Here is a 23,498-nt window from a genome sequence, read left to right on the forward strand (position 1 = left end):
CTCTGTCTGATTCGAGAATGCTCCCGTTCGACCGCATTGTCAAGAGCAATGCTCTCGTTTGTTGACACCGCTCTCGGAAATTGCCACGCTGAACCCCATGCCAGGAACACCACGAGAACGCGCCCGCGAGCAGACGCTGCAGGACATCACGAGGATCGGACGCGAACAGCTGGCCGCGGTCGGCGCCGCTGCCCTGTCGCTGCGGGCCGTCGCACGGGACCTCGGCGTCGTGTCGTCCGCCGTCTACCGGTACGTCAAGAGCCGCGACGAACTGCTGACGCTGCTCGTCGTCGACGGATACAACGAACTCGGCGACGCCGCGGAGGCGGCCGTGGCCTCCGCAGCCCAACCGCGGGAACAGTTCCTGGCGCTCGGCCGTGCGGTGCGCGAGTGGGCGCTGCGCGAGCCCGCCCGCTACGGATTGCTGTTCGGCAGCCCGGTTCCCGGCTACCACGCGCCCGGCGAGCAGACCACGACCCCGGGGACACGGGTGATCTACGCACTCGTCGGGATCTTCGACAACGCGTTCCGGGCGGGCAAGCTCGAGGCGGCCGCGGCGGCGCCCATCGACGACGAGCTCGCGGCAGACCTCGACCGCATCCGCGCCGAACTCGGACTCACCACCCCCGACCATCTGCTCGCCCGCGGCGTGCTGGTCTGGTCGGCGCTGTTCGGGGCTGTGAACTTCGAGGTGTTCGGGCAGTACGGCGCCGACACGTTCACCACACCGGGGGCACTGTTCGAGCACCACCTCGCGGTCCTGGCCGAGACGGCGGGGCTGCCGGCGGCGTAAAGCGGCGAACCGGACGCAGGTCGCGTCCTCCGTCACATCGCGTCCGCCGCGGTGGGATGATGTTCAGGTGGCGCACGCAGAAGAACCCGAAGATCGAACGGCGTCGACGGAACCGGTGGTCCGGCCCGGCAGCCTGTTGGTCTCGTCCACAGATCTCGTCGAACCCGCATTCCGTCGCACCGTGATCTATGTCATCGAGCACAACGACGCCGGCAGCCTCGGCGTGGTCATCAACCGTCCCAGCGAAACCGCGGTGCACGACGTGCTGCCACAGTGGGCGCCGCTCGCCGCGCGCCCGTCCGCGTTGTACGTCGGCGGTCCCGTCAAACGGGACGCCGCACTGTGCCTGGCGACACTGCGCACCGGCGCGCAGCCCGACGGTGTCGCGGGTCTGCGCCGGGTCCACGGCCGCGTGGTGATGGTGGATCTCGACTCCGACCCCGAGGTCATCGCCCCGCTGGTGGAGGGTGTCCGGATCTTCGCCGGCTACTCGGGATGGACGTACGGTCAGCTCGACTCGGAACTCCAGCGCGACGACTGGATCGTCATCTCGGCGCTCGCGTCGGACGTGGTCGCTCCCGCCCGGGTCGACGTGTGGGCGCAGGTGCTGCGCCGGCAGCCGCTCCCCCTCGCCCTGCTCGCCACCCACCCGATCGACGTCGAGCGCAACTAGACACACCCCGCGCACGTCCCTGGACTGTCGGGGACGGGTGGTATCAACAGAGGTGGGGAACGAAGTGAGGAGGACAGCACACGTGATCGACACCTGTCACGGAACATTGATCGTGCACACGCTCTACGGAGCAGAATGCACGGACGAGTCGTGCGTCGAGTTGTCCGAGGGCCGGCACGCACTGATCATCGACTGCGACGAATTCGGCGACTGCGTGTGCTCGGCGGAGTTCGCCGAGCAGCTGCGTCACGCATCCTGAGAACCCACCTCGAGCGTCACCCCGACCTCCGACAGGCGTCGGCGCAGCTTCGGAAGATGGCTGCCCGGCCAGTACAGCTGCGCACAGTCCCGGCACCGGCTGAACTCGTGTTCGTTGCCCGCGACGCCCGGTGGTGCCTCGGCGAGCGCCTCGGCACGGGGAACCGGCGCGAGAAGCCCGTTGCAGCGCGCGCACCGGGTGAACGGCGAGATCCGCGACCGAAGGTCGAAGCGGTCCAGCACTTCCCGCAACTGCCGGCGTGGGTCCGTTTCGTGCAGGAACGCGCCGTGGGTGAGCGCCGACCTCTTGAGTAGGCCGGTGTCCCGGGTCAGGACGATGCGATGCTCGGACAGGGAGATGTCCACCAGTTCCGGGTCGGCGAAGTCGTTGCGGTAACGGGTGTCGAAGCCCAGCAGGCGGAGGTAGCGGGCGAGGCGGCCGAGATGCACGTCGAGCACGAACGTCGGGTCCCGCAGCGGTCGGGGACGCAGTTTCGTGACTCCGGTCAGATCGAGTCGCTCGAACATCGGGTACACCGCGACGCGTTCGCCGCCGCGCAGCAGGTGGGCGAAATCGACGGACACCTCGTCGACGAGGATCAGATCCACCTCGGTGTGCGGGACGCCCAGCGCCTCGATCCGGTCCTTCACCGACGGGGTGCCGTCGAACTCGTGCTCGAAAGTGTGCTTGCGCCGCACCGGCGGCAGAAAGTCGTTCAGCTCCTCGTAGAAGCGGAATTCGCAGTGACGAAGTGGCTCGGGCATCGGCATTTCACGTCCTCATGCCACAGTACTGGCCGACTCCTCGCGGCTGCGCTTCGAATACTGCTGCGCGAGCGCGGCGCAGACGATCAGCTGGATCTGGTGGAAGATCATCAGCGGCAGCACGATCAGCCCCACCGGCTGTCCCACGAACAGGACCGAGGCCATCGGCAGACCCGTCGCGAGACTCTTCTTCGATCCGCAGAAGACGATGACGATCCGGTCGGGAACGGAGAATCCCAGCTTCCGGCCGGCCAGGGCCGTGACGGCGAGCACGACCGCGAGGACGACGCAGCACACCAGCACGACACCGATCACCTGCCAGACCGTCACGGTGTGCCAGATTCCCTCGTTCATGCTCGCGCTGAACGCCGAGAAGACCACGAGGAAGATCGAGCCGCGATCCACGATCCGGGTGGGCTCGGAGTGCTTCTGCAACCAGTCGATGACGAGCGGCCGGATCAGCTGGCCGACGAAGAACGGCAGGAGAAGCTGCAGCACGATGTCGAGGATCGACGAGAAATCGACGTGGGCGTCGCCGGTGGTGTTCATCAGCAGGATCACCAGCGCCGGTGTCACGAACACACCGATGAGATTGGAGAACGACGCGCTCACGATCGCCCCGGCCACGTTGCCCTTCGCGATGGACGTGAACGCGATCGACGACTGGACCGTCGACGGAACCAGGCACAGGTACAGGATGCCGGTGTACAGGTCCTCGCTGAGCACCCCCGGCACGAGGATGCGCAGCGCGAGCCCGATCAGCGGGAAGAGCACGAACGTCGCGGCGAACACGACCGAATGCAGCCGCCAGTGTTTCAGCCCCTTCAGCGCCTCCTGCGGCGACAGCCGCGCGCCGTACAGCAGGAACAGGATGCCGATCGCGATCCGGGTGGCCCAGTCGAGCACCGTCTGACCGGTCCCCGACACCGGGAACACGCTCCCCAGGATCGCCACGGCGACGATGCCGAGGACGAACCCGTCGAGGTGGAACCGGCTGAGAAATTTCACTGCGCCAAGGGTAGAGCGGCGTCGTCACGACCCTTCGTGCGGACGCTCAGCACCGCGAGGACGCCGCACAGGACGGCGCCGATGATCGCGAGTTCGATGATGGCCACGTGCATGCCCTGGACGGTGATGGCGATGCCCGCGCAGATGGACGGCACGGCGAGACCGACGTAGCCGACGGTGAAGAACGCGGCGAGCGTCCCGCCCTGGGCGTCGGGGGCGTGCTCCGCGGCGGCGGCACCCACGGCCCGCATCGCTCCGGCGAACGAGAGACCGTGTCCCACACCGACGATGACGGTCACGGCGCACAGCAGGGCGAGGGACGGCACGAAGTCGACGACGAGCAACCCGATCATGCCTGCGCCGACGGCGCCGATGCCCAGGGTTCGGCAGAGTACGGTTCCGAGCCGATTGGCCACGAGTTGCGCTGTCACCGAGCAGATCATGACCAGTGCGGCGGCACCGCCGGCGACCACGAGGTTGCTCACGCCGAGCAGGCCGATGATCCACGTCGGGACCACCGACTGGAACAGGCCGACGGCGCCCCACGCCAGCGCGACGCCGAGGGAGGACAGCCAGAACACCTGACGGATGGGTGCGGGGACGTGCGGGACCTGGAACACCTGGGTGGGTCGTGACTGCCCGCCGGTGGGTGCGGGGAGCAGCAGCACCATGATCAGCGCGGGCAGGAGTGCCAGCGCGAACAGCACGTACGGCAGGACCAGGGCGTGCGGCAGGTACTGCGCGACGGCCCCGCCGAACAGCGGGCCCAGCGACGCACCGAGCGCGGTGGTGAGGGTGGCGGCGAGACCCGCCCGGCGCAGGTTCCGGGCCGGTTCGTGCTCGATGAGGGCGGCGGACCCGGCGGCCGAGCACGCGCCGACGGCGATGCCCTGGGCGATTCGGCCGAAGAACAGCCAGAGGGTCGAGTCGGCGAACGCGAGGACCACGGCGCCCAGCGCGCTGAAGGAGATGGCGGCCAGCAACACGAAACGGCGTCCCAGGGCGTCGGACAGCGGGCCGAAGAACAGCAGCGAGGGAAGCAGTCCGGCGACGTAGACGGCGAAGATCAGCGTCTGGACCAGCGGGGTGAATCCGAACTCGTGGCGGTAGAGCGCGTACAGCGCCGTGGGGATGTTGGCACCGAGGAGCAGCACGACGAGGAGGTAGTTCAGGCCGTGGAAGTGGCGGCTGGTGGTGCGGGCGGTGACGATCGGGACGGTGTCGGCGTGAGCGGTTGACGTGGACGTGTGGGGTCGCCTCCTCAGGCTGTCCGAATACATGGGACGTCCTACGTAGTTTAGGCGGGCCGGTCGTCAGTCGCGAGCCGGCGAGGTGTGAGGATGAGTACATGGCAGTGGTTCGGCGCGAGTCCGCGTATCAGCAGTCCCTGGACTGGATGCGTGGCCGGATCGCCCAGGGCGACTGGACGGTGGGCGAGCGGATCCCGACGGAACCCGAGCTGATGACGCTGCTCGGGGTCGGGCGCAACACCGTGCGCGAGGCCATCAAGACCCTCACGTCGACGGGCATCCTCGAGATCCGGCGCGGGTCCGGGACGTTCGTGCGGGCCCGCACCGACATCGGCGGGCTGCTCGGGCGGCAGGTCGCGGTCGCCGAGATGCTGAACGTCTTCGAAGTCCGGCGAGCGCTCGAGACCGAGGCCGTCCGCCTGGCATGCGGTCGCCGCACGGACGACGATCTGCGGTCCCTGTCCGCGCTACTCGACGAGCGGCAGCGAACGACGGATCAGCCGTCCCGGTTCGCGGACGCCGACCTCGCGTTCCACCTCGGGGTCGTGGAGGCCGCGCACAATCCGGTGCTGTCCGACCTGTTCGCCGGCATCCTCGAACCCACCCGCGCCACGTACGACTTCACCGAGGGCGTCCACCCCCCGTCGCTGACCACCGACGACCATCGTGCCGTCGTCGACGCGATCGCCGCCCGCGACGAGGACGCCGCGGTCCGGGCCGCCCTCGGCTACCTCGACCGCGTGCTCGACGCGGTGCACCAGGCCTCCCGCCCGTGAGTGGTTGACGAGTCCCTGCACTCCCGGGCCACTCACGGGCGGCGGAGCCGCCTGTCGGCGAACGTGTTGAGCGCCCCGGCCATGTCCTCGGCCCGTGCGCTGGTGACGGTCAGCCGGTCGCCGCAAGCGGTCGTGACGATGACGGCGGGACCGGTCCTCGTCACGACGCCGTAGTTCCGTCGGCCCTTCACCTTGAGTCCCCAGCCGCCGAAGTCGTCGAACGGCTTGATCACGTCGACGCGGGCGCCCTCGATCTCGTCGACGTCGTACTGCAGGGCGGTCATGCCCATGTTCACCACCCGGATACCGGACGGATCGACGATCACCCGGAAGCGAAGCAGGCTCACGATCAGCAGCCCGACCGGCACGAACACCGCGAGGGGCCACCACCCGTCGACGAGCAGGCAGACGGCGACAGCGGGCGCGACACCGAGCAGCAGGAGCAACACCAGCGAGCCGACGGTGCCGAAACCGACCGTGTCCGCGACCGTCGCCGGGTCGTCGGCGCGCGGCAACCGGGGGTCGGGTGGACTCGTGGCGGACACCCGGGGCCGGTAGTCGCGCAGCAGGGCGGCGCCGAGCAGGCCGACGACCGCGCCGATCACGACGCCGAGGCCGAGCGACCACAACGGAAGTTCGGTATTCGAGACGTCAGTGACGTCGAGTTGGACGTAGAGCAGCACCACCTGCACCGTCAGGATCAGACCGACCACGGACAATCCGACGACGAGCATCGTGCGACGCATCATCAGCATCGCCTGGGCCAGGGTGGCGATCGCGGCGCATCCGCCACCGAACAGCACCGTCACCAGGGCAAACGTCCAGGCGCTGGACATCGGGGTGGCGAAGCCGTCGGGCGAGGTGGTGGTCCAGTGGGTGGCGATCTCCGCCGGGAGCCGCGGTTCCCAGACCTTCGTGAGGATCACCCCGCACAGGGCGGCGACCACCGGCAGCAGGAGACCGAACACTGCGCCTGCGGGGTCGACGACGCGCGAGGACTTCACCGGACGGGCCGTCGCCAGCCGGTCAGGACGGCTGGCAGGCGCCCTTCAGCGAGCACGCGCCGCAGGAACTGCCGCACCCGCCGGTGTCGGCAGCGGGCACCGCCGCGGCGGCACGGGCACCGAGCGATCCGCCCGTCGCCGCGGTGAGAGCGGCAGCCACGACGCTGACGAGGACGGCGCCGATTCCGAAGACTCCGCCGATCAGGATTCCGGCGATTCCGCCGATGACGAGGAGCCCGGCAGCGGCAAGCAGGGTGGGCCCTGCGACCTTGTTGGCCAGCGCGAACGTCTGATCGTCGCGCATCGTCTCGGGGGTGCGGACACCCGCCCACCGGTTGCGCGGGAGGCGCTCGGCGAGGCCTGCAACGGCGACACCGGAGACAGCGACGGCGAGCACGAACAGCACGACGGAGGCAATCAACACGTGACCAGGATACGGCGGACCCGGATGCGCAGGTGAGCCCGGGTGGGGTGAGGCTCTACCCTGGTTGACGGTATCCCCCTAATTCAGAATGTCAGCCAAGTAGATAGCGACCACAGTGACCGAGCACGTGCAGCCCGCCAACCCGTCCGACGCGACCCCGCAGCACCGCTACACCGCGGAACTCGCCGGCCAGATCGAGCAGCGCTGGCAGGACCGGTGGAGCGAGGAGGGCACGTTCAACGCGCCCAACCCGGTCGGTCCCCTCGCCGGCGACGTTCCCGCGGACAAGTTGTTCGTGCAGGACATGTTCCCGTACCCGTCGGGGACGGGTCTGCACGTGGGCCACCCGCTCGGCTACATCGCCACCGACGTGTTCGCCCGCTATCACCGCATGCAGGGCCACAACGTGCTGCACACCCTCGGCTACGACGCGTTCGGTCTGCCTGCCGAGCAGTACGCGGTGCAGACGGGCACGCACCCGCGGACCACCACCGAGGCCAACATCGGCAACATGAAGCGGCAGCTGCGCCGCCTCGGGCTCGGCCACGACGAACGCCGCACGTTCGCGACCACCGACACCGACTTTTACCACTGGACGCAGTGGATCTTCCTGCAGATCCACGACGCGTGGTTCGACAAGGAGGCGGGCAAGGCCCGGCGCATCTCGGAGCTCGAGGCCGAGTTCGTGTCGGGTGCGCGGTCGCTGGAGGACGGACGGGACTGGGCGTCGCTGTCCGTGTCCGAGAAGGAGGCGGTCCTCGACTCCTACCGCCTCGTCTACCACTCCGATTCGATGGTCAACTGGTGTCCCGGTCTGGGCACGGTGCTGGCGAACGAAGAGGTCACCGCGGACGGTCGCAGCGACCGTGGCAACTTCCCCGTGTTCCGTAAGCACCTGCAGCAGTGGATGATGCGCATCACCGCGTACTCGGACCGTCTGGTGGACGACCTGGAGTACCTGGACTGGCCCGAGAAGGTCAAGACCATGCAGCGCAACTGGATCGGGCGCTCGCACGGTGCGCAGGTGAAGTTCGCCGTCGGGGTCGAGCGGAGCGAGGGTGAATCCGCTGTCCACGACATCGAGGTGTTCACGACGCGTCCGGACACGCTGTTCGGCGCGACGTACGTGACGCTGGCGCCGGAGCACGAACTGGTGGACGACATCGTCGCGGCCGAGTGGCCCGAGGGTGTCGATTCGCGCTGGACGGGTGGTGCCGCGACTCCCGCTGAAGCGGTTGCGGCGTACCGGAAGTCGATCGCGTCGAAGTCGGATCTCGAGCGTCAGGAGTACAAGGAGAAGACGGGTGTCTTCCTCGGCACCTACGCCGTGAACCCGGTGAACGGGCACAACCTGCCGGTGTTCATCGCCGACTACGTCCTCACCGGCTACGGCACGGGCGCCATCATGGCCGTCCCGGGTCACGACCACCGCGACTACGAGTTCGCGACCGAGTTCGGCCTCGACATCGTCGAGGTGATCTCCGGCGGCGACCTCACCAAGGACGCGTACACCGGCGACGGCACCATCGTGAACTCCGATTTCCTGAACGGGATGAGCGTCGCCGACGCCAAGAAGGCGATCACCGACCGCCTGGAAGCGGACGGCACCGGCAAGGGCACCATCCAGTACAAGCTGCGCGACTGGCTGTTCGCGCGTCAGCGGTACTGGGGCGAGCCGTTCCCGATCGTGTACGACGCCGAGGGCAACGCGCACGCCCTGCCGGAATCGTCTCTGCCGGTGGAGCTCCCGGAGGTCGAGGACTACGCACCCGTGTCGTTCGATCCCGACGACGCGTCCTCGGAGCCCTCTCCCCCGCTGGCGAAGGCCGTCGACTGGGTCGACGTCGAACTCGACCTCGGTGACGGACTGCAGACGTACCGCCGCGATACCAACGTGATGCCGCAGTGGGCGGGCAGCTCGTGGTATCAGCTGCGGTACATCGACCCCACCAACCCGGACGTGTTCTGCGACAAGGAGAACGAACGGTACTGGACGGGTCCGCGGCCGGAGATCCACGGACCGAACGATCCCGGCGGCGTCGACCTGTACGTCGGTGGTGTCGAGCACGCGGTGCTGCACCTGCTGTACTCGCGGTTCTGGCACAAGGTGCTGTTCGACCTAGGCTATGTCAGCTCGAGTGAGCCGTACCGCCGGCTGTACAACCAGGGCTACATCCAGGCGTACGCGTACACCGACGCGCGTGGCGTGTACGTGCCCGCCGACGAGGTGGAGGAGAAGGACGGCAAGTTCTTCCACCAGGGCGTCGAGGTCAACCGCGAGTACGGGAAGATGGGCAAGAGCCTCAAGAATTCCGTGTCGCCGGACGAGATCTGCGAGGAGTACGGCGCCGACACGCTCCGCGTGTACGAGATGTCGATGGGCCCGCTGGACACGTCCCGTCCGTGGGCGACCAAGGACGTCGTGGGTGCGCAGCGCTTCCTGCAGCGCGCCTGGCGTGTGGTGGTCGACGAGGAGTCCGGTGCACTGCGCGTCACCGACGACGCCCCGACGGAGGACACGCTGCGCGCGCTGAACAAGGCGATCGCCGGTGTCAGCGAGGACTACACGGCCCTGCGGGACAACACGGCGGCGGCCAAGCTGATCGAGTACACCAACCACCTCACCAAGGCGTACCCCGGCGGTGCCCCCCGCTCGGTGGTGGAGCCGCTGGTGCTGATGCTGGCACCGCTGGCCCCGCACCTCGCGGAGGAACTGTGGTCGCGGCTCGGGCACGAGAAGTCCCTGGCCCACGGACCGTTCCCGGTGGCCGAGGAGAAGTGGCTGGTGGAAGACACCGTCGAGTACCCGATCCAGGTCAACGGCAAGGTCCGCAGCCGCGTGACCGTCGCCGCCGACGCCCCGCGCGAGGAGATCGAGAAGATCGCGCTGGCCGACGACAAGATCGTGGCGCTCCTCGACGGCCAGGATCCCCGCAAGGTGATCGTCGTCCCCGGCAAGATGGTCAACATAGTGCGCTGACGCGCCCGTGAGTACTTGTTAACCACGGGCGGTTGATAAGTACTCACGGGTGGTTTGATACATGGGTGCAACTCGTGATCGAGGCAACCGACCTTCCCGGATCGTCGTGCCCGCCGGGGGCCAATTTTCCCGGCTACGACAACATCCACGTGGCGGTGCAACGCCGTGGGGCCCATGCCGGCCTGCTCGGTCTGCATCCGGGAGACGCGACCACCGCGCGCTGGGTTCTCGACTGCACGGCGACCCCGACGCCGACGGGTCTCGACATCACCGGACCGTACGTGCAGGGCCGTCCGGGCGCGCGGTTCGTCTACCTGTCGTGGGGGGCGGTCGATGCCGACGGCGGATTCGACATGTTCCGCCGGACGAAGTTGATGTGGGACGCGGTGGATCCGGCGACTGCGGAGGCCGCGTCGGCTGCCGGTCGCATCACGGCGCGGCTCGGGCTCACCGACGCCCGCGGAAATCCGCTGTGCGCTGCGGTGCGTCCGCCGTCGATCGAGTGGTCGCTGTAGCCGATCGCCGTATCCCCTGCGCGTAGGGTGAGGGTATCGGCGGCACTTCGCATGCGAACGCCCAAGATCGCGTCGCCGCCGACAGAGATATCGGCTGCCTCGCGGCCGAGGCGGGAGCGTCGTCATGACGCTACAACAGGATCGCAACTTTCCGGGTCGTCTTCACGGTGCCCATACTCGTGGCGGCCCGGCGCAGTCGCCGCGCCTGCGGTTGAAGCCCGAAGCGCCCGGTGCGGGCACCGTGGACGGCGCCTGGTGGCCCCGGTCCCGCGACCTCACCGTGGAGATTCCGGATCTGGTTGCGCTGGTGGCAATTCGAGTGGGTGTCGTCGATCGGGTCGTGTACGACATCAAGGCCTGGCTTCCTGCTCCGCGCCGCATCATGGTTGCGGGGCGATCGGTGCATCTCGACGGCTACGAGTACCAGCCGATCAACACCCTGTACGTGAGCGGTGTGAAGCGGACGAGGCTGACGCTTCTGGTGGTGCCCCCCGAGGCCGATGCCCGCTATGCCGATTCGACGATGCACAGGGCGGCCAACCCCAACAGTGCCCTGACCGCCGACGAGCTGCTGATGTCGGGCATCAGGGGCATCAGGGATGGCTTCGACCGCACCTCGAGCGCGAAGGGACGTGAACGATGACGCACGACGAAAACATCACGCATTCCGGTCGTGGGCTGGGACTCTCTCGGCCGACGGCCGACGGTGGGCAGCCTTTCGACGCACCCACCCGGACCCCGAGACTGCTCCTGCGCGCTCGTGGCGAGGTCTCGGAGGGTGTCGACGGGGCGTGGTGGCCCCGGACCACCAACCTGACCACCGAATTGCACGACCTGATCAGCGCACTGACGGATCGAGTGGGAACGACCGAACGCGTCGCCTTCGACTGGAACTCGTTGAGCATCTCGCAACGCGGCATCGACCGGCAGGACGGAATCGAGGTGTCCGGCCCGGATCCGGACCAGCCGCCCGACATCATGCACGTCTTCGGTACCGACGGACGTCGGCTCGACATCCTGATCGTCGGACCCAACACGGACGCCGACAATGCTTTCGAGGCGATGCAGAGGGCGGTGGGTCTCGCTCCGGACCGATAGACGCTATCGGTTCTCGGACCCGTGCAGGGCCGGCGGCCGTTCGACGTGACGGGGACGTTTCTCCCGCATCCACGGCAGCGCTGCGGACGCGATCAGGACGATGACCATTCCCCCCCACTGCGGCGGGGACAGTTGCTCGCCCAGTAGAATCTGCGCGGCCAGCACCCCGACCACCGGCTCGAGCAGTCCGAGGAGGCTGACCGACGACGATCCGAGCGCTCGCACGGCGATGAAGGAGCAGCCGATCCCGATGGGCATCAGCAGGAGCCCCTGGAACAGGATGGACCCCCACCCGCTGGGTGCGAACGTCCAGGACTGTCCGTCGACGACGGCGATCGTGCCGGTGGCGATTCCGGCGCCGAGTGACGCCAGTCCGCCGGCGGCGAGGGGGCTGACCTGGTGTACCCATCGTTCCCCGACCACCAGATACAGGGCGTACCCGGCCGCGCTGAGGAGGGCGAGTATGGCCCCGTTCAGGGCGACGGTGGAGCTGCCCGCGCCGGCGACGAGTGCGATGCCGCCGGACATCGCGAGGGCCAGCACCAACTGACCGCGGTGGATCCTGTTCCGGGTGAGCACCCAGACCAGCGCCATCACGAACAGTGGGTAGATGTGGACGATCACGACCGCGATCTGGGCACCGGTAACGCGCACTGCCGCAAAGAAACACAGCAGCTGGATTCCGAACAGTGGGCCGCAGACGACGCACAGCCCGACAGCGGACTTCCAGGTCACGCCCGTCAGTCTTCCGGTCGACCAGGCCAGGAGTAGCAGGAGTGCGGCACCGACGAGGCTGCGGAGGCAGACGAGGACGGCCGGGGACACGCCACCGGCGTAGCCGATCGCGGCGAACGTCGGGGTGAGTCCGTAGGCGACCGCGGAGGCCGCACCGCATCCCCAGGCGACGGCACTGCGGCCGCGGGTGGTGCTAACGCCCATGGACTCGAACGCGCCGAGCGGTCTGCTTCACCATGTCCGCGGCGCGACGAGTTCGTCGTGAACGAACTGCACGAGAACCTCTTTCATGGCGGCGACGGTCATGTTCGGTGCGCCGGTGAGCACCTGGATGGCGGTCCCGTCGGTGAGCGCGGTCAGCCGCTGCGCGATGGTTTCCGGGTCGACGTCGGTGCGGAAGATCTCCTGGCGTTGTCCGCGCCGGACGATCTTGACGACGGTTTCGTGCCAGCGCGCGTAGTACGTGTTGTGGAAGGGGCGGAGTTCGGGTCGAAGCGTGGCCTCGGCCCAGAACTGCAGCCAGATGGACCACTCGTCGCGCAGCGGTCCGACGCGGGGCAACTGCATGTCGATCAGGCGGAGCAGTCGCTCGTGGGCGTTGTCGATCGCCTTGAGTTCGCGACTCTGCCGGTCGAACGCGTTGTCGATGGCGTGGCGGAGGGCCGCCGTGAGGACGTCGCTCTTGCCGGGGAAGTAGTAGTGCACCGCCCCGGTGCTGGTGCCGACGACCTGTGCGATGTCGGAGATGCGGACCGAGTGGTATCCGCGCTCGGCGATCAGCTGAGCCGCGGCATCGAGTATCGCCGTTCGGCGCGCGTCCTCGGTGAGTTGAGCGGTCACTGTCCCTCCTTCGATGGTCATCTGACTGATCCATCAAATCATACGCCTCAAACTGACGCATCAGTCAGACGATGCATCCTTTGAGGGAAGAGTGCCGAATCCCGACTTTCTCCTACATAACAGCAGCTCATACCGCCTGAAAGAGCAGAGGAAGCATCCGGACGGTGAGTCAGTTTCCGGAAAAAACCTTGACATCTGTGGGCTGCATCACGGTATAACTGATGCATCAGTCAGACCCTGGTGGTCGGAACGGTAGCGACGAGAGGCGAACGTTCGATGGAATGTGAGAACCCAGGCGGAGGCGCCGGGCAGGTGCTGCGCCCCGACGTCCATCGGGGGCGGGTGGCACTGATCACCGGTGGAGGCACCGGGATCGGACGCGCGATCGCACTGGACATGGCGAGGTGTGGAGCCGACGTCGTCATCAGCGGCCGCCGGTCCGAGCCCCTCGAGAAGACCGCAGCCGAGATCGAGGCGCTGGGTGCCCGTGTGCTCGCAGTGCCCGCAGACATTCGTGAAGAACAGCAGGTGACCGATCTGGTCGACCGCGCCCTCGACACGTTCGGCCGGATCGACATCCTGGTCAACAACGCGGGCGGCCAGTTCGCGGCGCCGGCCGAGGACATCACGAGCAAAGGATGGCGCGCCGTTCACCGCCTCGCCGTCGACGCCACCTGGGCGGTCACCCGGGAGGTCGCCGTTCGCGCGATGATTCCGCAGCGGTCGGGATGCATCTTCTTCATGGCGTTCTCCCCGCGTCGCGGAATCGCATCGATGGTCCATGCCACGTCGGCCCGCGCCGCCCTCGAGAACCTGGCTTCCGGACTGTCGCTGGAGTGGAGCCGGTACGGAATCCGGTCGATCTGCATCGCCCCCGGCACCATCGCGACGGAGGGCATGGAGGGCAACTACACCGAAGAGGCCCGGGCACAATGGACGTCCGCGGTGCCGCTCGGACGGCTGGGTACGGTCGAGGACGTTTCCGGAGTCGTCACGTTCCTTGCCTCCCCCGCAGGCAGTTACGTCACCGGGACCACTCTGGTGATCGACGGCGGCGCCGACGCCTGGGGTACTGGTCACCCCGCTCCGAAGGTCGAGGAGACGCGATGAGCGCGATCGTCGACCGCGACCTCACGGCGCTGTTCGATCCCCGGTCGGTCGCCGTCCTCGGTGCCAGCAACGACGAGACGAAGTACGGCAACTGGATCAGCGTCCAGGCTCTCCGCATGACGGGCAGCCGGTCGGTCCACCTCGTCAACCGGCGCGGCGAGCGCATCCTGGGACACCCCTCGCTCCGGAGCCTGTCGGAACTCGACGAACGAGTCGATCTCGTCGTCATCACCGTCCCGGCGCAGGGTTTCGAGGAGGCCGTGGACGACGCCCTCGCGGCAGGCGCCACCGCGATCGTCGGCGTCACCGCCGGTTTCGCCGAACTCGGTGCTGCCGGAAAGGCTGTGCAGGATCGGGTCGTGGAGCGGGTGCGGGCAGCCGGAGCCGTCCTCCTCGGGCCGAACTGCCTGGGTGTGCTGGATTCGAGCACGGCGCTGACGCTGGCCTCGAACCCGCTTCCCGCCGGCCGGGTCGCGCTGCTCTCCCAGAGCGGCAACATGGCACTCGAACTCAGCCAGTTCCTCGAGGCCCGCGGACACGGGTTCTCCCGGTTCGCCTCGCTCGGGAACCAGGCAGACCTCGGCGCCGCCGACCTCATCCGCTCCTGCGTCGTGCACGACGACACCGATCTCATCGCCGTGTACTGCGAGGACTTCGGTGACGGGCGGGCGTTCGTCGACGCCGCCGCCCAGGCGTCCCGGGCCGGGAAGCCGGTCCTGCTGCTGACGGTGGGTGGCAGCGAGGCATCCATCCGCGGGGCACAGTCGCACACGGGATCGCTGACGTCCGACAGCGCGGTCATCGACGCGGCCTGCCGGGCCGCCGGGGTGTACCGGGTGTCGAGTCCACGGCAGCTCGCGGACGTGGCGGCCACACTCCTCGGGTACGGACCTGCGGAGGTACGCCGGGTCGGCGTCATCGCGGACGGCGGCGGGCATGCGGGTGTCGCATCCGACGTCGTCGAGGCAGCCGGACTCGCGGTGCCGGAGTTCACCGCCGACATCAGCAGCGCACTGCGTGCCCTGTTGCCGCCGTCGGCCGGGGTGACGAATCCCGTCGACCTCGCCGGCGCCGGGGAACAGGACATCACCTCGTTCGTCTCGGTCCTCGACACCATCCTGCAGAGTCCGGCCGTCGACTCCGTCCTGCTCACCGGCTACTTCGGCGGCTACGGAAGTTACGGCGAGAAGCTCGCGCGAGCGGAGGTCGACACCGCCCGTGCGATGGCGGAGACGGCGCGCACCCACGGGAAGCCGGTCGTCGTGCACACGATGCATCCCGACAGCGCCGCGGCCCGGGTCCTGGCCGACAGCGGAGTCCCGGTCTTCCGGGCGGTCGAGGATGCCGCGGGTGCGCTCGGGGTCATCGCCGAAACCGCTGCGCCGCAGCATCCTGCGGGCGGGGAGAGCGAGCCGGCCGAGCCGGTCACCAGCGACGCCTACTGGGACGCCCGCGAACTCTTCCGCGGTGCGGGCGTCGAGTTCCCGGACGCGCAACTGGTGCGGACCTGCGCCGAAGCGGTGGCAGCGGCAGACAGCGTGGGATACCCCGTGGTTCTGAAGGCGATGGGGCTGCTGCACAAGTCCGACTCCGGTGGGGTCGCACTGGGTTTGGAAACCGCGCAGCAACTCACCGACGCGTTCACGCGTATGGACGGCTCGCTCGCCGCGCCCGCCTACTGCGTGGAGAGCATGGCCGACCTGAGTGCGGGAGTCGAACTCATCGTGGGCGTCCAGACCGACCCGCGATTCGGACCCGTGGCGATGGTGGGCCTCGGCGGCATCTTCACCGAGGTCCTCGCCGACGTCGCCTTCGCACTGGCGCCCGTCGATGCGGAGACCGCCCGTGGTCTGCTCGACAACCTGCGGGCGTCCGCTCTGCTCCGAGGGGTTCGCGGCAGGCCCCCGATCAACCTCGACGCGGCCGCGGACGCCATCGCCGCCGTCACGGCCGTGGCCACCGCGCACCCCGAGATCGCGGAACTCGAGATCAACCCGCTGTTCGTCACTCCGAAGGAAGCCCTCGGACTCGACGCACGCATCGTCCTCGACACATCGAACACCAACTGACACAAGGAAGTTCTGACACCATGGAATTCGCATACAACCCCCGCCTCGCCGACCTCAAGGAGCGCGCACGCGCCCTGACCGACACGATCATGCAATTCGAGGACGAGTGCGAAAGAAACAACGGAATTTCCGACGAATCCCACGCCACCATCAAAGCGGCCGTCCTCGCATCGGGACTCCAGGCGATCAACACCCCCGTCGAATACGGCGGTGCCGGACTGACGGTGCTCGAGCAGGCCGTCGTGCAGGACGAACTCGGCAAGCTCACCAACGCGCTGTGGGACACGGTGTGGCGGCCCGCGAACCCGCTGACCCATGCGACCCCCGAACAGCGGGAGCGCTACCTGATTCCCGGTGCCCGCGGCGACCGCCGCGACGCCGTCGCGATCTCCGAGGCCAATGCAGGCTCGGACTTCTCCGCGGCGAGCACCACCGCGACACCCGACGGCAACGGCGGGTACATCATCAACGGCGAGAAGTGGTTCGTGACGGTCGGTGACGTCGCCGACTACCTCATCGTGCTGGCCAACGTCGAACCCGAGCACGCCGCAACGATCTTCCTGATCGACGTCGACACCCCGGGTGTGAAGATCAAGCACATCCCCCGCTACACGCACACCTTCGTCTACGAGCACCCCGAGTTCACGTTCGAGAACGTGCGCGTCGGAGCGGAAGCCGTGCTCGGTGGCATCGGACAGGGCCACGACCTCACCCGCGACTGGTTCACTGAGGAGCGGCTGATGATCGGTGCACGCACGATCGGTGCCGCCGAGCGGGCGCTGACCCTGGCCGTCGACTGGGCGCGGGAGCGGGTGCAGGGCGGCGAGCCGCTGATCAACCGTCAGCTGATCCAGGGCATGATCGCCGACTCCGTTGTAGACATCACCACCAATCGGGCGCTCACCCACCAGGTGGCGTGGGAGTTCGACCAGGCCGACCCCAACGATGCCGACCTGCGAAAGACGCTGCACGCCAAGGCCGCAACCGTGAAGCTGGCCGCCTCCGAGGCGTCGAACCGGGTGGTGGACCGGGCCGTCCAGATCTTCGGTGGGCGCGGCTACATCCGCGACTACCCCGTCGAGCGGCTGTGGCGCGAACTGCGCGTCGACCGCATCTGGGAGGGCACGTCCGAGATCCAGCGCCTGGTCATCGCGAACGAGGCCAACAAGCGGGGTCTCGACAACCTGCTGTCCTTCCGCTATGAGGCCGGGGAGAAGTAGCACGATGCCGACCGAGAACGCCGGGACCGTCGATGTGCGCCGCGACGGCGACGTCGCCGTCGTCACCCTGAAGCGGGAACAGAAGCGGAACGCGTTGTCCACGCACATGGAAGCCGAACTGCTCGGCGCACTGGGGTCACCCGAGGTGAAGTCCAGTCGTGCGGTGGTCCTCACCGGGGGCGACTCGGTGTTCTCGGCCGGCGCGGACGTCACCGAACTGCGGGAGATGACCCCGGAGGCGATCGCCGAGTACTACCGCACGTCGGGTTCGGTGTACGAGGCGCTCGCGGCTCTCCCGCAACCCACCGTGTCCGCGATCACCGGCTACTGCCTCGGCGGCGGGCTCGAACTGGCTCTCGCCACCGACATTCGCGTCGCCGATCCGGCCGCGGTCTTCGGATTCCCGGAGATCGGAATCGGGATCCTCCCCAGTTCCGGTGGCGTCACCCGCATCACCCGGATCGTCGGGGCCGGCCGTGCCCGCGACCTCGTCCTGCGCGGGCGGCGCTTCGATCACACGGACGCCGAACGCTGGGGCGTCGTCAGTGAGATCGCCCCTCCCGCGGAGCACGTGAAGCAGGCGCTGAGCATCGCGCACGAACTCGCGGCGTATTCGCCGCTGGCGTTGAGCGTCACGAAGCAGGTGCTGGACGTCAGCGCCGACTCCCCACACCATGCCTCGCTGCTGCTCGAGCAGCTCGCCTACTCGGCCCTGAACAAGACAACCCCTTAGCGGTACCGGCCGAGTGCGGCCGACTCGACCGCCACCCCCAGGGTGACGGCACCAATCTACGTAGTGGAGACGACATGAGTTCCTTCGACGTGATGGACAGACCCGCCAAACGCGGGTTCCACACCAAGCTCCTGATCGCGTGCTGTGGCGGACCATTCCTGGACGGGTACGTCATGAGCATCATCGGCGTGGCCCTGCTCGGGGTGACCGAGCAACTTCACCCGACGACAGCCGAGGCAGGGTTGATCGGCGCGGCCTCGCTGATCGGTATCTTCTTCGGCGCCACCGTGTTCGGCTTCCTCACCGACCGGATCGGCCGGGAGAAGATGTACGCCCTCGACCTGGTGGTACTGGTCGTCGCGTGTGTTCTGTCGGTGTTCGTCCAGTTACCCTGGCAGCTCATCGTTCTGCGCTTCGTCATCGGCGCGGCCATCGGTGCCGACTACCCCATCGCCACCTCGCTGCTCACCGAGTTCACTCCCACCAAGAAGCGCGGCGCCATGGTCGGGATGTCGGCCGTCGCGTGGTCGGCGGGCGCGGTTGCCGCATACGTGGTCGGTGCGCTCGTGGTCGGCATCTCCGGCGGCAACGACCACTGGCGACTGCTCCTCGCGTCCAGTGCGGTTCTGGGTCTGATCGTGATCCTGGTGCGCCGCGGAATCCCGGAGTCGCCGCGCTGGCTCCTGAAGAACGGCCGCGTGGCCGACGCCGAGGCCGTGGTCGAGAAGATCTACGGGGAGAAACTCGACCTGAGCAAGGTCACGGTCGAGGACACGGCGGACAAGCCGAAGGCCGACATCCGGATCTACTTCCGGGGCCAGTACCTTGCCCGGCTGATCATGTGCAGCGCCTTGTATCTGGCGGTCGTCACCCCGCTCTACGCACTGCTGACCTTTCTGCCCACGATCCTGTCGGGCTTCTCGATCTCCGGCGACGGTTCCGCGGGGCTCATCGTCGAAACCGTCATCATCGGGCTCATCGTTGCCGGATCCATTCCCGCGCTGTTACTGGTCGAAAAGTGGGGCCGGCGTCCGATCGCCGTGATCCCGCTGGCCCTGATGGTGATTCCGCTGGCAGGGCTGTGGTTGTGGGCGGACGGGCCCCTCTGGTTCATCGTCGCCGCCTTCTGCGCGTACGCGTTCATCTCCGGCGGTCCGAGCATCCTGGTGTGGATCTACCCCAACGAACTCTTTCCCACCGAGTTCAGGGCGACTGCGGTGGGAATCGCCACCGCGGTGAGCCGGTTCGGTGCCGCGACGGGCACGTACCTGCTGCCGCTGAGTATCTCGGCGCTGGGAACCGGCACCACGATGCTCTTCGGTGCAGTGCTGACGGCGGTCGCGTTCGTGATCTGCTTCTTCATGTCTCCGGAGACGAAGGGGAAGTCGCTGGAAGAAGTGTCCTCCGTAATCGCTGCTCCGGCCATGGGGGCGAGCGCTCCCCGGTTGGAGAAGTTGGAGGAGGCCTCCGCGCCGCGAACCTGACGAATCGTTCCCGTCCGCCCCTGCCGACTTCCGCGACGTCGGCAGGGGCGGACCCCTGTGCAGACATGTCCCGCTGCCTGGGAGAAGGGGCTCCCCACCGCACCGGTGCTGCGTTACTCTCACCACTAGAACACGTTCTATCCGACTGAGGAGTTCGCATCATGGCACCGTCCGCAGAAGACATCCGCAAGACCGTCGAGAGGTACATCGAGGCGGTGGCCACCGGGACCGCCGACGACGTCGTCGCGCTGTACGCCGAGGGCGCCACCGTGGAGGATCCGGTGGGTACCGAGCCCCGGACCACGGTGGAATCGCTGCGGGAGTTCTACGGGGTGATCGAACCGCTGAAGCAGACCGGCGAGCTCCTGACGCTGAAGATCGCCGGCAACTCGGCCGCGTTCCACTTCTCCCTCGTCACCGACCTGGGTGAGCAGAAGCTCGAGATCGCGCCGATCGACGTGATGACGTTCGACGACGACGGCAAGATCACGTCCATGCGCGCCTTCTGGTCGCAGGAAGACATGATCACGAGCTGACCGACTGCCGGGGCCCGGCAACCACACCGCAATTCGGCCCGGCTGATCAGCGTCTGTGCTTACCATGGCGTGGTGGCCACCGACGTCGCCGGGCAGGCCGCACGGCGTGCCCGACGCAGAGCAGTCGTTCGAGCCGGTACGCGCCCCGGGCGCGCACCGCGTAGCTGGCTGGCGGTCGCCGGGGCCCTGACCGTCACGGTGCTCGTGGCGTGTTCCTCGGGTTCCGGGTCCAACCCCGATCCGGTCGACCTGGACCGGGCCACCGACAACGGGCAGCTTCCGTGGACGGAAGTGCTGCTTCCGCCGCAGACGCCGACGACGGTTCCGTTCGGTCCGCCGGGCACCGACCTGCCGAGCGAGCCCCGCCCTGCCGGGATCCGGGTGATCGGCGACCGTGCCGGCCTTTACGGCGGAAGTCCCGACAGGGTGCTCTGCGATCGGCAGCGTCTCGTCGACGACCTCGAGCAGGATCCGGCGAGGCTGCAGGCCTGGTCGAGTGTGTTCCAGGTCGACGACGTGCGGAACTACGTCCGGACCCTGACTCCAGTGCTGCTCCGTGCGGACACCCGTGTCACCAATCACGGCTTCGACGACGGGCATGCGAGCGCGTTCCAGTCCGTCCTCGAGGCGGGAACCATCGTGCTGATCGACGACCACGGCGTTCCCCGCGTCCGATGTGTGCGCGGAAGCCCACTGCTGTCCCCGGTGGTGAACGAGAACGCGGACGTGCAGGGTGATCCGTGGCCGGGTTTCCAGCAGGACAGGTTGTACGTCGTGCAGCCCTCCAACCTGGCGATGACCGAAGTGACCGTGGTGGATCTGATGACCGGTGGACTGTCGTCGGTGCCGATCGGTTCCGGCCCGCAGCAGCCGGCGGAGCGCCCGAATCCGGTGGCACCCGTGGAAGCCCAGGCGCCGGTGGCGGATTCGCCGCCTGCGGTGGTGCAGCAAGCCGCTCCCCGTCCCGCGCCGGCTCCCTCCCCGGAACCTGCGCCTCCGCCCGCTCCGGCTCCGCCCCCGCCACCTCCCCCGCCGCCCGCACCCGAACCGCCGGTGAATTACCCGCCTCCCCCCGCGCCGGCGCCCGCACCGCCGCAGCAGATTCAGGTCCAGATACCGGGTCTGCCACCCATCGTCATCCCCATCCCCAACTGAGGGCCGGTCGCGGAGTACTCGGCTACAGGGTGACGAGGGCGGTGTTGATCACGATCGCCTGGGTGAAGAGCGTCCAGTCGTTGATGATGTGCGCGCCCGACGAGACCCACAGATTCTTGGTGCGGATGTAGGCGAGTGTGAGGATCAGTCGGGCCCCGCCGATCACGATGAAGGCCTGAGCGAAGTTCCAGTCGTAGGTTGGTAGATGGGCGGCGCCGAACCACACCGCACTGAGCAGCCAGCAGGACGATCGCGGTCTTACGGGACAGCTTCGCCTTGGCGAACAGGAAGTACATCAACGCGAGGAACGGGACGATGGTGAAGACTTCTTCGCCGACCAACTGGATCCCGGTTCCGACGTAGAACGCGGCGGTGTCGAGCGCACCACCCTCGCCCGCACCGTCGACGGCCTTGTTGGACGCCACCCCGAACAGGGCCCGCACGATCAACGCCAGCACCGACGTGACAACGAGGTTGAGCACGGCGACGCCGATCATCGTGAGGACGTCCCGGCCGTGCACCTTCCGGAACAACGCTGTCCAGTGCTCGCGCGTCACCATCGCCAGCACGACGAGCGGGATACCGACGAACAGGATGCGCGGAATCAGCGCAACGAAGTTGTCGGTCTGCGGGAGGAGGACCAAGGCCGCGAAGCCGACTGCGACCGAGGCCCATGCCAGGGCCCACTTCCGCACCGACAGCGCGGTCGGCGTCCCGTTGTAGAAGCCCCTCTGCAGGTGGGTGGACTCAGGAGGAAATCGTCGCAGCAACCTCCGACCGCGACCACCTGACGCGCCCGTCGGGCGGCTCAACGGGCGGTTAACGAAGAAAACTTATATATACCTGTGGTGAATTTCAAGAACTTGTATTGACATGTTGAGGAGGTGGGGTCACAGTGGGATTCATGACAAATCAACGTCGCTACGACGTGGTGGTCGTCGGTGCCGGAATCGTCGGCCTCGCGCACGCGTATCACGCGCGCAATCGAGGCCTGTCCGTGGCGGTGATCGATCATGCCGACCGAGTGGCGGGCGCGTCCGTCCAGAACTTCGGCCACGCCTGCATCACCGCCCAGTCGGGCGTCGCCCGCGACTACGCCCGAGCGGGCCGGGAGCACTGGCTCGACCTTGCACGCAAGGCCGGGTTCTGGTCCGCCGAATCCGGAACATACTGCGTGGCAAGGCATGACGACGAGCTGGCCGTCATGACCGAGTTCGCGGACGTACGTGGACCGGCCGAAGTGGAACTGCTGTCCCGCGACCGGATCCTCGGCGCGTTACCCATCGTCGGCGAACGCGTCGTCGGGGGCATGTACATGGCCGACGACCTTCAGGTGAACCCGCGGGAAGCGACCCCCGCCATCGCGCAGTGGCTCGAAGCGTCGGGTGTCGACTTCTTCTGGCGAACCGCCGCAACCGGTTTCGGGACCGGAATCGTTCACACCTCGCGGGGCGATCTGCGCGCGGGGACGGTGTTCGTCACCGTCAATTACGACATCGACCGCCTGTTCCCGGAGCCGGCCGAGCGCGGCGGGCTCCTGCGGTGCCGGCTCCACATGATGCGCGCGAGGATGTCGCTGTCCGCACCGTTACCCGCGCCACTGTTCACGGGCTGGTCGCTCATGCGGTACAGCGGTTTCGAGAATCTTCCCGCGACCGCGGCGCTCGTGGCACGGCTCCGCGACGAGTACCCCGACTACGTCGACCTCGGCCTCCACCAGATGTACACACCACAGCCCGATGGATCGATCCTGCTGGGCGACACCCACATCCGCGAGATCTCGGCCGAGCCGTTCCAGTCGGAGAAGGGGTTCGAGGTGCTGATCCGTGAAGCCGCCGCCCTCTTCGGCGTCCCGGACGTCACCGTCACCGAACGCTGGCAGGGCGTGTACAGCTCGGCCCCCGATTCGGAATTCCTGATCGAGGAGCCGATCGACGGCGTGCACATCGTCACCGTGACCACCGGGATCGGCATGACCACCAGCATGGGCCTGGCGAAGGACCGCATCGACCACGTCTTCGGCCGCGAGACCGCGTCCGCTTTCGCGTAGCAGCACTATCCCGCAAGCACAT

The 23,498-nt window shown here is 67.9% G+C and carries 24 protein-coding genes; 16 read left to right on the forward strand and 8 right to left on the reverse strand.

Going from position 1 to position 23,498, the window contains the following annotated elements:
- Positions 1-97 precede the first annotated feature (97 nt).
- The 3 genes from GO592_RS31335 to GO592_RS31345 all read left to right on the forward strand — a co-directional run bounded on the left by GO592_RS31335 (position 98) and on the right by GO592_RS31345 (position 1,725).
- Positions 98-793, forward strand: a complete 696-nt coding sequence (locus GO592_RS31335) for a TetR/AcrR family transcriptional regulator (protein WP_007301449.1) — start codon at positions 98-100, stop codon at positions 791-793.
- A 67-nt stretch (positions 794-860) separates the two neighbouring features.
- A complete protein-coding gene (locus GO592_RS31340; protein ID WP_005249144.1) occupies positions 861-1,466 on the forward strand; it encodes a YqgE/AlgH family protein in 606 nt (201 codons plus the stop codon).
- Positions 1,467-1,548: 82 nt separating this feature from the next.
- Positions 1,549-1,725, forward strand: coding sequence for a hypothetical protein (locus GO592_RS31345; protein WP_007301450.1), 177 nt, complete (start codon positions 1,549-1,551; stop codon positions 1,723-1,725).
- Here the strand turns inward: GO592_RS31345 and GO592_RS31350 are convergent.
- Genes GO592_RS31350 through GO592_RS31360 form a run of 3 tightly spaced genes read right to left on the reverse strand, consistent with a single transcriptional unit; the run spans position 1,713 to position 4,777 of the window.
- On the reverse strand, positions 1,713-2,495 hold the full coding sequence (locus GO592_RS31350; protein ID WP_007301451.1) for a Mut7-C RNAse domain-containing protein: 783 nt from the start codon (positions 2,493-2,495) through the stop codon (positions 1,713-1,715). The genes GO592_RS31345 and GO592_RS31350 overlap by 13 nt on opposite strands.
- A 9-nt stretch (positions 2,496-2,504) precedes the next feature.
- The gene (locus GO592_RS31355; protein ID WP_007301452.1) at positions 2,505-3,497 is read right to left on the reverse strand and encodes a bile acid:sodium symporter family protein; all 993 of its coding nucleotides are present in this window, start codon (positions 3,495-3,497) and stop codon (positions 2,505-2,507) included.
- Positions 3,494-4,777, reverse strand: coding sequence for an MFS transporter (locus GO592_RS31360; protein ID WP_007301453.1), 1,284 nt, complete (start codon positions 4,775-4,777; stop codon positions 3,494-3,496). The genes GO592_RS31355 and GO592_RS31360 overlap by 4 nt, the downstream gene beginning before the upstream one ends.
- Before the next feature lie 68 nt (positions 4,778-4,845).
- Between GO592_RS31360 and GO592_RS31365 the strand changes: the two genes are divergently transcribed.
- Entirely contained in the window at positions 4,846-5,523 is a 678-nt protein-coding gene (locus GO592_RS31365; RefSeq protein ID WP_005574062.1) for a FadR/GntR family transcriptional regulator, read from the forward strand.
- 32 nt (positions 5,524-5,555) lie between these two features.
- Here GO592_RS31365 and GO592_RS31370 read toward each other — a convergent pair whose 3' ends face one another.
- Positions 5,556-6,527 carry a DUF1648 domain-containing protein gene (locus GO592_RS31370; RefSeq protein ID WP_007301454.1) on the reverse strand — a complete coding sequence of 324 codons (972 nt, stop codon included), beginning with the start codon at positions 6,525-6,527 and terminating at the stop codon, positions 5,556-5,558.
- 22 nt (positions 6,528-6,549) lie between these two features.
- Positions 6,550-6,951: an SdpI family protein gene (locus GO592_RS31375; RefSeq protein ID WP_005249154.1), complete on the reverse strand. Its 402-nt coding sequence runs from the start codon at positions 6,949-6,951 to the stop codon at positions 6,550-6,552.
- Positions 6,952-7,066: 115 nt separating this feature from the next.
- On the opposite strand from GO592_RS31375, the gene leuS reads away from it, so the two are divergent.
- The 4 genes from leuS to GO592_RS31395 all read left to right on the forward strand — a co-directional run bounded on the left by leuS (position 7,067) and on the right by GO592_RS31395 (position 11,544).
- On the forward strand, positions 7,067-9,931 hold the full coding sequence (gene leuS / locus GO592_RS31380; protein ID WP_007301456.1) for a leucine--tRNA ligase: 2,865 nt from the start codon (positions 7,067-7,069) through the stop codon (positions 9,929-9,931).
- Positions 9,932-9,996: 65 nt separating this feature from the next.
- Positions 9,997-10,446 (forward strand): DUF5990 family protein, encoded by a 450-nt coding sequence (locus GO592_RS31385; RefSeq protein ID WP_007301457.1) that lies wholly within the window; start codon positions 9,997-9,999, stop codon positions 10,444-10,446.
- Between the two features lie 124 nt (positions 10,447-10,570).
- On the forward strand, positions 10,571-11,089 hold the full coding sequence (locus tag GO592_RS31390) for a DUF5994 family protein (protein ID WP_167332399.1): 519 nt from the start codon (positions 10,571-10,573) through the stop codon (positions 11,087-11,089).
- Positions 11,086-11,544, forward strand: a complete 459-nt coding sequence (locus tag GO592_RS31395; RefSeq protein WP_005262412.1) for a DUF5994 family protein — start codon at positions 11,086-11,088, stop codon at positions 11,542-11,544. The genes GO592_RS31390 and GO592_RS31395 overlap by 4 nt, the downstream gene beginning before the upstream one ends.
- 3 nt (positions 11,545-11,547) lie before the next feature.
- Here GO592_RS31395 and GO592_RS31400 read toward each other — a convergent pair whose 3' ends face one another.
- Positions 11,548-12,483, reverse strand: coding sequence for a DMT family transporter (locus GO592_RS31400; protein ID WP_007301459.1), 936 nt, complete (start codon positions 12,481-12,483; stop codon positions 11,548-11,550).
- 27 nt (positions 12,484-12,510) lie between these two features.
- A complete protein-coding gene (locus tag GO592_RS31405; protein ID WP_005249163.1) occupies positions 12,511-13,140 on the reverse strand; it encodes a TetR/AcrR family transcriptional regulator in 630 nt (209 codons plus the stop codon).
- A 255-nt stretch (positions 13,141-13,395) separates the two neighbouring features.
- Here GO592_RS31405 and GO592_RS31410 point away from each other — a divergent pair, with 255 nt between their 5' ends.
- From GO592_RS31410 to GO592_RS31440, 7 genes are all read left to right on the forward strand, one after another.
- Positions 13,396-14,229: an SDR family oxidoreductase gene (locus tag GO592_RS31410; protein WP_007301460.1), complete on the forward strand. Its 834-nt coding sequence runs from the start codon at positions 13,396-13,398 to the stop codon at positions 14,227-14,229.
- Entirely contained in the window at positions 14,226-16,298 is a 2,073-nt protein-coding gene (locus GO592_RS31415; RefSeq protein ID WP_007301461.1) for an acetate--CoA ligase family protein, read from the forward strand. Before GO592_RS31410 ends, GO592_RS31415 begins: the two co-directional genes overlap by 4 nt.
- Before the next feature lie 20 nt (positions 16,299-16,318).
- Entirely contained in the window at positions 16,319-17,518 is a 1,200-nt protein-coding gene (locus GO592_RS31420; protein ID WP_007301462.1) for an acyl-CoA dehydrogenase family protein, read from the forward strand.
- Positions 17,519-17,522: 4 nt separating this feature from the next.
- A complete protein-coding gene (locus GO592_RS31425; RefSeq protein ID WP_007301463.1) occupies positions 17,523-18,251 on the forward strand; it encodes an enoyl-CoA hydratase/isomerase family protein in 729 nt (242 codons plus the stop codon).
- Between the two features lie 74 nt (positions 18,252-18,325).
- Entirely contained in the window at positions 18,326-19,735 is a 1,410-nt protein-coding gene (locus tag GO592_RS31430) for an MFS transporter (RefSeq protein WP_007301464.1), read from the forward strand.
- A 161-nt stretch (positions 19,736-19,896) separates the two neighbouring features.
- Positions 19,897-20,271 (forward strand): nuclear transport factor 2 family protein, encoded by a 375-nt coding sequence (locus tag GO592_RS31435; protein WP_005262400.1) that lies wholly within the window; start codon positions 19,897-19,899, stop codon positions 20,269-20,271.
- Between the two features lie 69 nt (positions 20,272-20,340).
- Positions 20,341-21,426, forward strand: a complete 1,086-nt coding sequence (locus GO592_RS31440) for a DUF6777 domain-containing protein (protein ID WP_202715000.1) — start codon at positions 20,341-20,343, stop codon at positions 21,424-21,426.
- Here GO592_RS31440 and GO592_RS46655 read toward each other — a convergent pair.
- On the reverse strand, positions 21,375-22,196 hold the full coding sequence (locus GO592_RS46655; protein WP_443218435.1) for a hypothetical protein: 822 nt from the start codon (positions 22,194-22,196) through the stop codon (positions 21,375-21,377). The two genes, GO592_RS31440 and GO592_RS46655, sit on opposite strands and share 52 nt — an antisense overlap.
- A 134-nt stretch (positions 22,197-22,330) precedes the next feature.
- Here GO592_RS46655 and GO592_RS31450 point away from each other — a divergent pair, with 134 nt between their 5' ends.
- Positions 22,331-23,476, forward strand: a complete 1,146-nt coding sequence (locus GO592_RS31450; RefSeq protein WP_202715001.1) for a TIGR03364 family FAD-dependent oxidoreductase — start codon at positions 22,331-22,333, stop codon at positions 23,474-23,476.
- Positions 23,477-23,498 lie beyond the last annotated feature (22 nt).

This window comes from Rhodococcus sp. 21391 (genome assembly GCF_016772255.1).
GTDB classification, from domain to species: Bacteria; Actinomycetota; Actinomycetes; order Mycobacteriales; family Mycobacteriaceae; genus Rhodococcus_F; species Rhodococcus_F opacus.